Genomic DNA, 11,145 nt, shown 5'->3' with positions numbered 1-11,145 from the left:
GGCCAATACGTTTAATATTCATGTGGACACCTCCCCCTGGGAACTGAAGTTAACACCTCAGTCTGGCACTCTGATGCCGTAAGGTGGGAGGTGTCCATCACATCGGCCTACTTACTTCGGTACGCCTTAAATCACGCGCGAGAACTGCTGCAGGCGCGCCTTTTGACGCAGGTAGGCGTCAAAGCACATGCAGATATTACGAATCAACAGACGCCCTTTTGGCGTCACCTCAATCGCCTTCTCCGTGACATCCACCAGCCCGTCTTTCGCCAGCGGCGCCAGCAGCTTCATGTCATCAGCAAAGTAATCGCTAAACTGTAGATCCCACTGTGCTTCGACGTCGCTGAAGTCGAGACGGAAGTTGCAGATCAGCGCTTTTATCACGTCCCGGCGGATACAGTCGTCGCGGGTTAAGGCGATGCCGCGCCACAGGGCGTTGCCGGTATCATCCACCTGCTGATAATAGTGCTTCAGCTCTTTCTGGTTCTGCGCATAGCAGTCACCAATCATGCTGATGGCTGAAACGCCCATCCCCAGCAGATCCGTATCGCCCTGGGTGGTGTAGCCCTGGAAGTTACGATGTAGCACACCTTCCCGCTGCGCAATGGCCAGCTCGTCATCCGGGCGGGCAAAGTGATCCATGCCGATAAACTGGTAACCGGTCGCAGTCAGAGAGGTGATGGTCTCCTGCAGGATATCCAGCTTTTGCTGGGCGGAAGGCAGGTCGGCGTCCTTGATTTTGCGCTGGGCAGCAAACAGCGTCGGCAGATGCGCATAGTTGAAGACGCTCAGGCGATCCGGATTAAGCTCCGCCACGCGCTTCAGCGTGAAGGCAAAACTCTCAGGCGTCTGCTTCGGCAGGCCATAAATCAGGTCGATATTGGTGGAGGTGAAACCAATCTCCCGCGCATGGTTTAACAGAGCGAAGATGAACTCTTCATCCTGCTCGCGGTTGACCAGCCGCTGGACCTCTTTGTTGAAGTCCTGCACGCCCATACTCAGGCGATTGAACCCTTCCATGCGTAAGTGATCCAGTACATCCAGCTCAATTTCGCGAGGATCGACCTCGATCGAGATTTCTGCATCGTCGTTGAAAGTAAAGTTGCCACGCAGCAGCGTCATCAAACGACTTATTTGCGCTTTATTCAGGTAGGTCGGCGTACCGCCGCCCCAGTGGAGCTGGCTGACATGGCGGCCGGCAAACTGCGGCGCGCGATGCAGGATCTCCTGCTCAAGCGCATCCAGATACTGATCCGCCTTGTGCTGCTGGCGGGTCACAATTTTATTGCAGCCGCAGAAGTAGCAGAGCTTGTGGCAGAACGGGATATGAACATACAGAGAGAGCGGACGGTCAGGGTAACGTGCAACCGCCTGCTGAAATTGGCTATCACCAAAAGCGTCGGAAAACTCCAGCGCGGTGGGATAAGAGGTATAGCGCGGCCCGGAATAGTTATATTTTTGGATCAGGGCCAGATCCCAGTCGATGGTTGGTACAGACATGTTCACTCCTTCCGATGGTGTCGCGTTCGTATACGGCGGCCCGTTCTGGCCCCTGTGCGGGCCACGAATCGGGTGCGCAGCCACTTCTGTCGCCGCGACAACCGCCGTAGTTTAACGAATAACCACACCAGATAACATATAACCGGAAGGGTTATAAGCAGGACGATAAAGCCTGCCGGGTGCAAATGTTAGTTTCCACCTTTCAGCAGGCGCATCATGTCTTCCTGCTTCTCTTCTTCCTCCTCTTCTTCTTCATCGTCGTAAGAGAGGCCAAGCTTCTGCATCAGTTCATCAATGCGATCCAGTTTGGCATCCACCCATGACTGCTCTTCAGCACTCAGGGTTTCACCCTCTTCAAGACGTTCCAGCAGCGCGTCCAGGCGCTCATCGTTCTCCAGCAAATCCAGCTCAGCCTGCGGTGAAAGCATAGGTTTCTCGCTCTTGGGTTTGTGCTGCCTGGTGACCGGGGCATCGGTCACGCCTAATGGAACAGGTGTTTTACTGCCGATACGCGGGTCTTTCTGCTGCTTGTTTTTCGCAGACGCGCCGGACGAATCACCGCCACTCGCGCGGCTACCGGCAGCATGACCACGATGCTTTTTATCGCGTTTGCGATCGCGCGCTTCCTGATTCAGTTCTTCGCGCGTTTTGCGGCGTGCTTTTGCTGGACGTTTAGCGCCTGCAGCGGAGGTCGGTTTTTTCATGATGTTTTGTCTTTACGTCGTTTTCTTGAGTATAGAATTGCGGCGAAATCTAGCAGAAAGCAAGCAAAGAAAAAAGGCGACAGAGCAATCTGTCGCCTTTTTTCCTGACTCACAACCCGTTATGGGTCTGACAATCCCTGTTTGCTGACAACTAACCCTGTTTTTCCGTTAGCCGGTACCGTCCGTGATATGTCCTTTTCCTTTTGTAACGCCTCCAGGCGTGCGTCTTCCTGACTATCCTTCGTCTTCGCCTCCTGGCGCTCCTGACCCTTATCCTTAAGTCCGCTTCCTGTCGGCATCCTCGCCGTTGAACGCTACTTTACCTTGTCCGACTAAACCTACAACCCGCAAAAGCCGCAGTAGTGCGACTTTCAGATTAAGACTAAGCGTTAATAGTTTGATTTTAATGATTTTGATTTTTTAACTCACTGCGACTTTTCTTAAATCTCCCATAATACAAAGGGCAGATCTCTTACAAAGCACAGGGTTTTTACTTACAGCGGCGTTACCGATGGGCAAAGCCTTTTCTCTCTGTTCAGGTATAATCCCCCCAACGTTACGAATTTCTGGAGACAACCACGTGACCAACCTGAATTATCACCAGACGCATTTTGTGCTTAGTGCGCCTGATATTCGCCATTTACCCGCCGACACGGGTCTTGAAGTGGCATTTGCTGGCCGGTCCAACGCGGGGAAATCCAGCGCTCTGAATACCCTGACCAATCAGAAAAGCCTGGCCCGTATCTCTAAAACGCCTGGCCGTACCCAGCTGATTAACCTGTTCGAAGTTGCACCGGGCAAGCGTCTGGTCGACCTGCCAGGCTATGGCTATGCCGAAGTGCCGGAAGAGATGAAAATCAAGTGGCAGCGCGCGCTGGGCGAATACCTGGAAAAACGCCTGTGCCTGAAAGGTCTGGTAGTGCTGATGGACATTCGTCATCCGCTTAAAGATCTTGATCAGCAGATGATCCACTGGGCCGTCGAAAGCGGGATCGAGGTGCTGGTGCTGCTGACCAAAGCCGACAAGCTGGCGAGCGGCGCACGTAAGGCGCAGGTGAATATGGTGCGTGAAGCGGTGCTGGCGTTCAACGGTGACATCCAGGTTGAGGCTTTCTCTTCGCTGAAGAAACTCGGCGTGGATAAACTGCGTGAGAAACTGGATCGCTGGTATAGCGAGCTGGAACCTGCGACAGAAGTGGAAGAGTGATGATAAGCGCGGCGATGTCCGCGCTTTTTTTGCGCTGAGTTTTCTTTGCCGCAATAAAAAACGCCCCAGTCATTACTGACTGGGGCGGCTAAAATATTCAGCCAAATCCGATTACGTGAAGTAAAAGGTCTGAAAGATAGAACATCTTACCTCTGTACCCTACGCGAATAACTCTACCCTTTTTTAGACTATAGACAAAGCACTTTTTGTAGTTTTTTTTCATTCTTTACATAGGGAATTCTAATGATCATCACAAAACGTTCATGGATATGTTGCTTACTTACATAAACTGTTCATATCCCAGAAAGCATTAGTGAGCCTGATCCCAGTTTTCTCCGCTACCCACTTCCACCAGCAACGGTACATCCAGTTTCACGCTGTTTTCCATCAGTTCATGGATCTTTTTCGAGACGGATTCCAGATCGTCTTTGTGCACTTCGAACACCAGTTCATCGTGTACCTGCATGATCATACGCACCCGCGGCTGCTCTTTCTCCAGCCAGGCATCAACGGCGATCATCGCGCGTTTAATGATATCTGCGGCAGTCCCCTGCATCGGGGCGTTGATTGCCGCACGCTCGGCACCGGCACGGCGGGCCGCATTGCTGGATTTGATGTCCGGCAGATAGAGACGACGGCCTTCCAGCGTTTCAACATAGCCTTTCTCTTTCGCCTGGGCACGGGTGGTCTCCATGTACTGCAGCACGCCCGGATAGCGTTCGAAATAGAGATCCATGTACTTCTGCGACTCTTTACGCGGAATATTGAGCTGACGGGAGAGACCAAAAGCGCTCATACCGTAGATCAGGCCAAAGTTGATCGCTTTTGCGCTGCGGCGCTGTTCCCCGGTGACACTCTCCAGCGACATACCAAATACTTCAGCCGCCGTGGCCCGGTGGATATCCTGCCCTTCAGCAAAGGCGGTCAACAGACCTTTATCCCGGGACAGGTGCGCCATAATACGCAGTTCAATCTGCGAATAGTCAGCAGAGACAATGACGTAGTCCTGCGGCGCAATAAACGCCTGACGAATACGACGCCCTTCTTCATTACGTACCGGAATGTTTTGCAGGTTAGGATCGGTCGAAGATAAACGCCCGGTTGCTGCCACCGCTTGATGATAGGAGGTATGCACGCGACCCGTTTTTGGGTTAATCATCAACGGCAGCTTATCGGTGTAGGTCGATTTCAGCTTTGCCAGCCCGCGGTATTGCAGGATAACTTTCGGCAGCGGGTAGTCCAGCGCCAGCTCCTCCAGTACCTCTTCAGAGGTGGACGGCGCGCCGCCCGGCGTTTTCTTCAGCGGCTTAATGCCCTGCTTTTCAAACAGGATAGTTTGCAGCTGTTTGGTGGACGAGAGATTAAACGGCTCGCCAGCGATCTCATGTGCTTTTTGTTCAAGTTCGTTCAGGCGCAACGCGATCTCTTCCGAGTGCTTATGCAGCACTGCCGGGTCGATCTTCACGCCGTTGCGCTCAATGCGGGACAGAACCGGCACCAGCGGCATCTCGATATTCTGGAACACGTTCAGCGGCCCGGCGTGTTTTTGCAGCTTTGGCCACATCTTTAAATGCAGTTGCAGCGTGACGTCGGCATCTTCTGCCGCATAGTGTCCCGCCTCTTCCAGCGCGATCTGGTTAAAGGTCAGCTGATTCTTGCCCTTACCGGCGATCTCTTCAAAGGTGACAGTTTTGTGCTTCAGCCAGCGATCGGAGAGTGAATCCATATCGTGACGACCGGCGACGCTGTCGAGGATATAGGACTCCAGCATGGTATCGAACGCAATGCCACGCAGTTCAATGCCGTAGTTCTGCAGGATGCCGCGATCGAACTTCAGGTTTTGCCCTACCTTAAGTGCTTTTTCGTCTTCCAGGATCGGCTTGAGAAGCTCGAGCACGCGTTCGCGGGCGATCTGGTCAGGCGCATCCAGATAGTCGTGGGCGACCGGCACATAGGCGGCAACGCCAGGTTCAGTGGCAAAGGAGAGACCCACCATATTGGCGGACACATTATCGAGGCTGTCGGTTTCGGTATCAAAAGCAAACACCGGCGCCTGCTTTAATTTTTCAATCCAGACCTGAAGCCGGGCTTCATCGAGGATGGTTTCGTAATGTTCAGACGAGAGGACGCTGGCTTCTTCTTCCGGCTCCTCTTCTGCATCAATTACCAGCGTCTCTTTTGGCTTAGCCGCCGGTTTTGCCCCTTTCGCCTGCAGCCATTTCCCCGCTTCGAGATCGGTGATCCAGCGTTTAAATTCGTACTGCTTAAACAGGCTCAGCAGCTCTTCGGCGGCAGGCTGCTGTACTTCCAGCTGTTCGCAGGTCAGATCCAGTTCAACATCGGTTTTGATGGTTGCCAGCTGATAGGAGAGGTACGCCACCTCTTTGTTTTGCTCAAGCTTAGCGGCCATAGTTTTGGCGCCGCGGAAGGTTAGGCCGGCAATTTTATCCTGCTCGCTATACAACGTATCCAGCCCACCCAGCCCCTGCAGCAGCGCCTGGGCCGTTTTCTCGCCCACACCCGGTACGCCTGGGATGTTATCGGAGGAGTCGCCCATCAGGGCGAGGAAGTCGATGATCAGCTCCGGCGGCACGCCATACTTGGTCACCACCTCTTCCGGCCCGAGGATGGTATTGGTCATGGTGTTAATCAGGGTGATCCCCGGCGTGACCAGCTGCGCCATGTCTTTATCACCGGTACTGATTAATACCGGACGGCCCAGCTTCTCAGCTTCCCGCGCCAGCGTCCCGATCACATCGTCCGCTTCTACGCCAGAGACGGCCATTAAAGGCAGCCCCATCGCTTTCACCATCTTATGCAGAGGCTCGATCTGCGCACGCAGATCGTCCGGCATTGGCGGGCGATGGGATTTGTAATGTTCAAACAGCTCGTCCCGGAAAGTTTTGCCTTTCGCGTCGAAGACTACGGCGGCATGGCTCGGCTGATACTGCAGGATCAAGCTACGCAGCATGTTCAGCACGCCATACATTGCGCCAGTAGGCTCTCCCGCGCTGTTAGTCAGCGGAGGAAACGCATGATACGCCCGATAGAGGTAAGACGAACCGTCGACGAGAATAAGCGGATTTTCGGGGATCTGAACCATAATGACCGTGCCTTTGAGTAATTTATGGATAAAGGATGCCACAGAAGGATGAAAACATCAGTTTTTCGCGGCTAATACAGCCAAAGATTTTGCGATCCGGAGGATCGCTCGCAAATCAAATCTGTGGATAAGTTTGTGAATAGTTTCTACGGCCTGGACTAAATGTGCTATCTGACGATCGCCTGAATAATAATTAATCTTAACAATCAATGGTTTGTTATTTGATCGCGATCTCATATTTCTGGTTGATGACAATTTACTCCATGTGGATATAAGCCACCTAAGATCCGCGCTACAGCATTTTTCTCCACCAGACATACAAATCAGAAATCCCGTCAGGTGAAAGCGCCTGCCTGCGGGTGTTTTCTGGTAAAATCAGCGCCCAGTGTCTGTTTATCAGGCGCATACTATAGCTAACCACCTGAAAACATTCATCATGTCTAAACTGCTGGCTGCGATAATACTTTTGTTGAGTGTCGCATTAACGATTCTGGTTACCATCGCCTGTTCTGTGCCGATTATCATCGCCGGAATAGTTAAACTGCTATTGCCGATCCCCATCGTCTGGCGTGCAGTATCCGCTTTTTGCAACGTCATGATGTACTGCTGGTGTGAAGGCCTGGCGGTACTTCTGCGCCTTAATCCGCATCTGAAATGGGATGTCCAGGGTCTGGAAGGGCTCAATAAGAAAAACTGGTACTTGCTCATCTGCAATCACCATAGCTGGGCCGATATCGTGGTGTTGTGCGTGCTGTTCCGCAAACATATCCCGATGAACAAATACTTCCTGAAGCAGCAGCTCGCCTGGGTGCCCTTTATTGGTCTCGCCTGCTGGGCGCTGGATATGCCCTTCATGAAACGCTATTCGCGTAGCTATCTTATTCGCCATCCCGAGCGCCGCGGCAAAGATGTTGAAACGACCCGCCGCTCGTGCGAGAAGTTTCGCGCCCACCCCACCACCATCGTTAACTTTGTCGAAGGTTCTCGCTTTACCGCAGAGAAGCAGCAGCAAACCCGATCACCTTATGCCAACCTGCTGCCACCAAAAGCGGCCGGGATCGCCATGGCGCTTAACGTGTTGGGCCAACAGTTCGACAAGTTACTGGACGTGACGCTCTGCTATCCCGAAAACGATAAGACGCCGTTTTACGATATGCTCAGTGGTAGGTTAACCCGTATCGTGGTGCGTATTAATCTGGTGCCGGTGGCGGAGGAGTTACACGGGGACTATGTCAGCGATAAGAACTTTAAGCGACGTTTCCAGCTCTGGCTGAATACGCTGTGGAGTGAGAAAGACGCGCTGATAAATAAAATTAAAGCGGAATACAACAACGCCGGTCATTGACCGGCGTTTTCTTTATTACTTCTTCTCAACCAGATATTTCACAGTATCAGCATATTGCTGGACGAAGATGTCCATGCTGCTGGTATCCATGCCCTGCATATTCAGCTGATATTTGCCGTTTACATACATGGCTGGCACGCCGCGCAGCTGCAGATCGGCAGCGGCTTTTTCCTGCTGAGCTACCAGAGATTTCACGACGAAGCTATTCCAGGCTGCATCGTATTCTTCGCCTTTGATGCCAGCATCAACAAATACCTTACGGATATCGGCCGTGGTCTGGACGGCCTGAGTTTTCTGAACCGCTTCAAACATCGGGGCAGTAATTTTGTCTTCCACACCCAGCGCCATCGCAACGGCCCACGCCTGAGTCAGGTCTTTGCCCAACGGGCCAAGAAACTCAACGTGATACTTGGTCATTTTGGTGCCTTCCGGCAGCTTTTTCTTCACGCTATCGGAAACGTGCAGAACCTGCTCGAACTCATAGCAGTGCGGGCAGTAGAATGAGAAGAACTCAAGTACCTGAGGTTCTCCGGCAACCGGTTTGTCGAGGGTAATATACTGCTTGCCATCGGTGAACTGTGCAGCCGATGCGCTAAAAGCCAGAATCATACCTGCCAGCGCCAGCCATATTTTTTTCATGATCAACTCTCTCCTGGGTGTGTTCGATTAATACATTGGCGTTAATTGCAAAGGGGGCTCCTGCAGAACCTTTACCTGTTCAATAAATGTGGAAATCTGGTTACGCCAGTAATCTTCCCCGGTAAGCCACGGGAAGTTTCTGGGGAAAGCGGGGTCGTCCCAACGCCTGATTAACCATGCAAGATAATAAACAAAACGCATGGCGCGTAAAGGTTCGATTAATGCAATTTCGTCTGAATCAAAGGAACTGAATTCTTCATAGGCTTCGATAATCGTCTCCAGCTGCATCCGTTGCTCGGCTTTATCGCCATTCAGCAGCATCCAGAGATCCTGAATGGCAGGTCCCATTCGGGCATCATCGAGATCGACAAATAACGGCCCATCACGCCAGAGGATATTTCCGGCATGGCAATCGCCGTGCAGACGAAGCGTTGTTACGTTGTTATCCCAGCGCGGTATGACGGCGTTAATTAAATCATCCGTTGCGGCCAGGAACTGCGCCTTCAGCCCGGAAGGGATGAGCGTGGACGTTTCAAATACCTGGCGCGGCTCGAGCAAGTATTCCTGAATACCAATGGTTGGGCGCGCGGTAAATTCGCTTTTCTGCCCCGTCTGATGAATGCGCCCTAAATAACGGGCAACCCACTCCATCTGATCGATATTATCGGCTTCAAATTGCCGGCCACCAAGGCTGGGGAAGACCGCAAAATAAAAACCCTGGTGTGACAGCAGCGTCTGATTATTGAATTGAAGAGGGGCAGCGACGGGAACATCATCAGCCACCAGATCCAGCGCGAACTGATGTTCTTCCTGAATTTGTTCAGCTGACCAGCGCTGCGGGCGGTAAAATTTCACCACAAAGCGCCGGCGATCCTCGTCCTGAAACTGGTAGACGCGGTTCTCATAGCTGTTTAATGGAGTCAGGCCTGAGTCCACCCGGATGCCCTGTTCAAACAGTGCATCCATAATGGTATCCGGGTGTAAGGTCTGGAAAGTAAAAGCCTGGTCGTTCATCCGATCATCCGGAAATTATACGAATGATTGAGGATATCATTTAACGGCCTTTACGGTGGTGCCTCTTACAAGCTTTTACTCTTTAATTACGCCACGCGCGCGCAGCAGTGCGGTTTTGAAATCCTCTTCGTAATCTTTCTGAATACCCGGGATCACCGCATCTTTACCTGAATCACGCATTTTCAGGTGATAGATCAGGATGTCATCAGAAAGGTCGGCCAGTTCTCCGTCATAACCTGACTCCTGCGCCAGTTTCTGTAAGAATTGCATCAGGTTAAGTTCTGGCTCTTTCTGCCAGGCTGGCTGGAGGAGTTCAATAACTTCGTTCAGACGTTTACATTTCATGGTAATGCTCCTTTCATTTAGAGTGACACGTTAGCAGGGTCAATCCCACAAGAAAAGAGGCGATATTGTTGAGCCAGATAAGCAGCATCACCGGTGTGGTATTAGCCGGAGGCAAGGCATCCCGCATGGGGGGAAAAGATAAGGGCTTGCAGGAGCTGAACGGCATGCCGTTATGGCAGCACGTTGCGCGAACGCTGCGTAAGCAGGTCGACACGCTTGCCGTCAGTGCCAACCGTAATATCGCCACTTATCAGGAAAGCGGGTATCCCGTTTACGCGGATCTGCTGGCTGATTACCCCGGGCCGCTGGCGGGCATGCTTTCGGTCATGCAGCAGTGCGACGCGGAGTGGTTCCTGTTCTGCCCTTGCGATACCCCTTTTATCCCGGATTGCCTGGCAGAGAGGCTGGTTAAAAACAGGGGAATAGCACCTGTGGTCTGGGCGCACGACGGCGATCGCGATCATCCCACCATTGCATTAATGCACTGCCAGTTAATGCCAAAGCTACAGGACTATTTAGCCTCAGGCGAACGACGGGTGATGGTTTTTATGCGCCCGGCGGGCGGACATTCCGTCGATTTTAGCGATATGAAACAGGCATTTATTAATATGAACACCCTCGAAGAGATGCAGACTGCCAGGAGGCACAGATGATACCGGTTTTAGCGATTGCTGCCTGGAGCGGTACGGGGAAAACCACCCTGTTAAAAGCCATCATCCCGGCGCTCTGTGCCAGAGGTGTGCGCCCGGGGCTGATCAAACATACTCACCACAACATGGATGTCGATACTCCCGGGAAGGACAGCTATGAGCTGCGCAAAGCCGGCGCAGCACAAACCCTTGTCGCCAGTAGTCAACGCTGGGCATTAATGACGGAAACGCCTGACGAAGAGGAGATCGATCTGGCTTATCTGATCAGCCGAATGGATCATTCGAGGCTGGATCTGGTACTGGTAGAAGGGTTTAAGCATGAGCCGGTGGCGAAGATCCTGCTCTTCAGAAGCGATACCGGGCATGATATTAATGAATTAACGCTTGATGAGCATGTCATCGCTGTGGCCAGTGATGAGGTGTTTTCGCTTCCGGTACCGGTGTTGGATATCAATAATAGCGAGGCGATCGTGGATTTTATTCTGCAATGGATGAATACGCTGTAGGCCGGGCAAGCGCAGCGCCGCCCGGCTTTTTTCCGCCCCAACGCAAAAAGCCCATCCGTGAGGATGGGCTTTCGCGTAATTTGATGCCTGGCAGTTCCCTACTCTCGCATGGGGAGACCCCACACTACCATC

General features: G+C 52.4%; 11 protein-coding genes. 4 read left to right on the top strand and 7 right to left on the bottom strand.

Annotated features, from left to right (window positions below; genetic code table 11):
- Positions 1-126: 126 nt before the first annotated feature.
- Together hemN and yihI are read right to left on the bottom strand one after the other, a co-directional pair.
- Positions 127-1,500 (bottom strand): oxygen-independent coproporphyrinogen III oxidase, encoded by a 1,374-nt coding sequence (gene hemN / locus WFO70_RS22265; RefSeq protein ID WP_337019395.1) that lies wholly within the window; start codon positions 1,498-1,500, stop codon positions 127-129.
- A gap of 188 nt (positions 1,501-1,688) precedes the next feature.
- Positions 1,689-2,204: a Der GTPase-activating protein YihI gene (yihI, locus tag WFO70_RS22260; protein WP_337019393.1), complete on the bottom strand. Its 516-nt coding sequence runs from the start codon at positions 2,202-2,204 to the stop codon at positions 1,689-1,691.
- 580 nt (positions 2,205-2,784) lie between these two features.
- On the opposite strand from yihI, the gene yihA reads away from it, so the two are divergent.
- On the top strand, positions 2,785-3,411 hold the full coding sequence (yihA, locus tag WFO70_RS22255; protein WP_337019391.1) for a ribosome biogenesis GTP-binding protein YihA/YsxC: 627 nt from the start codon (positions 2,785-2,787) through the stop codon (positions 3,409-3,411).
- A 97-nt stretch (positions 3,412-3,508) separates the two neighbouring features.
- Here the strand turns inward: yihA and WFO70_RS22560 are convergent, their stop codons facing one another.
- The gene (locus WFO70_RS22560) at positions 3,509-3,556 is read right to left on the bottom strand and encodes a spot 42 RNA, inhibition of DNA synthesis (RefSeq protein ID WP_071892919.1); all 48 of its coding nucleotides are present in this window, start codon (positions 3,554-3,556) and stop codon (positions 3,509-3,511) included.
- A 165-nt stretch (positions 3,557-3,721) separates the two neighbouring features.
- The gene (gene polA, locus WFO70_RS22250; RefSeq protein WP_337019389.1) at positions 3,722-6,514 is read right to left on the bottom strand and encodes a DNA polymerase I; all 2,793 of its coding nucleotides are present in this window, start codon (positions 6,512-6,514) and stop codon (positions 3,722-3,724) included.
- Positions 6,515-6,950: 436 nt separating this feature from the next.
- Between polA and WFO70_RS22245 the strand changes: the two genes are divergently transcribed.
- Complete coding sequence (locus WFO70_RS22245; RefSeq protein WP_337019387.1) at positions 6,951-7,859, top strand: acyltransferase; 909 nt, start codon at positions 6,951-6,953, stop codon at positions 7,857-7,859.
- Between the two features lie 15 nt (positions 7,860-7,874).
- Here the strand turns inward: WFO70_RS22245 and dsbA are convergent, their stop codons facing one another.
- The 3 genes from dsbA to WFO70_RS22230 all read right to left on the bottom strand — a co-directional run bounded on the left by dsbA (position 7,875) and on the right by WFO70_RS22230 (position 9,857).
- Positions 7,875-8,498: a thiol:disulfide interchange protein DsbA gene (gene dsbA, locus WFO70_RS22240; protein WP_337019385.1), complete on the bottom strand. Its 624-nt coding sequence runs from the start codon at positions 8,496-8,498 to the stop codon at positions 7,875-7,877.
- A gap of 27 nt (positions 8,499-8,525) precedes the next feature.
- Positions 8,526-9,512: a serine/threonine protein kinase gene (locus WFO70_RS22235; protein WP_337019383.1), complete on the bottom strand. Its 987-nt coding sequence runs from the start codon at positions 9,510-9,512 to the stop codon at positions 8,526-8,528.
- Positions 9,513-9,587: 75 nt separating this feature from the next.
- Complete coding sequence (locus tag WFO70_RS22230; protein WP_032615442.1) at positions 9,588-9,857, bottom strand: YihD family protein; 270 nt, start codon at positions 9,855-9,857, stop codon at positions 9,588-9,590.
- A gap of 68 nt (positions 9,858-9,925) precedes the next feature.
- Here WFO70_RS22230 and mobA point away from each other — a divergent pair, with 68 nt between their 5' ends.
- Positions 9,926-10,510 carry a molybdenum cofactor guanylyltransferase MobA gene (gene mobA, locus WFO70_RS22225; protein WP_337019382.1) on the top strand — a complete coding sequence of 195 codons (585 nt, stop codon included), beginning with the start codon at positions 9,926-9,928 and terminating at the stop codon, positions 10,508-10,510.
- A complete protein-coding gene (gene mobB, locus WFO70_RS22220) occupies positions 10,507-11,013 on the top strand; it encodes a molybdopterin-guanine dinucleotide biosynthesis protein MobB (RefSeq protein WP_337019380.1) in 507 nt (168 codons plus the stop codon). The genes mobA and mobB overlap by 4 nt, the downstream gene beginning before the upstream one ends.
- Positions 11,014-11,145 lie beyond the last annotated feature (132 nt).

This window comes from Leclercia sp. AS011 (assembly GCF_037152535.1).
Lineage (GTDB): Bacteria > Pseudomonadota > Gammaproteobacteria > Enterobacterales > Enterobacteriaceae > Enterobacter.
This window is presented reverse-complemented; position numbering and strand designations above follow the sequence as displayed.

Excerpts from the sequence above, each read along its gene's own strand:
- mobB (WP_337019380.1), top strand. The coding sequence starts at position 10,507 with ATGATACCGGTTTTAGCGATTGCTGCCTGGAGCGGTACGGGGAAAACC.
- WFO70_RS22245 (WP_337019387.1), top strand. The coding sequence starts at position 6,951 with ATGTCTAAACTGCTGGCTGCGATAATACTTTTGTTGAGTGTCGCATTA.
- hemN (WP_337019395.1), bottom strand. The coding sequence starts at position 1,500 with ATGTCTGTACCAACCATCGACTGGGATCTGGCCCTGATCCAAAAATAT.
- polA (WP_337019389.1), bottom strand. The coding sequence starts at position 6,514 with ATGGTTCAGATCCCCGAAAATCCGCTTATTCTCGTCGACGGTTCGTCT.
- yihI (WP_337019393.1), bottom strand. The coding sequence starts at position 2,204 with ATGAAAAAACCGACCTCCGCTGCAGGCGCTAAACGTCCAGCAAAAGCA.
- WFO70_RS22235 (WP_337019383.1), bottom strand. The coding sequence starts at position 9,512 with ATGAACGACCAGGCTTTTACTTTCCAGACCTTACACCCGGATACCATT.
- WFO70_RS22230 (WP_032615442.1), bottom strand. The coding sequence starts at position 9,857 with ATGAAATGTAAACGTCTGAACGAAGTTATTGAACTCCTCCAGCCAGCC.
- dsbA (WP_337019385.1), bottom strand. The coding sequence starts at position 8,498 with ATGAAAAAAATATGGCTGGCGCTGGCAGGTATGATTCTGGCTTTTAGC.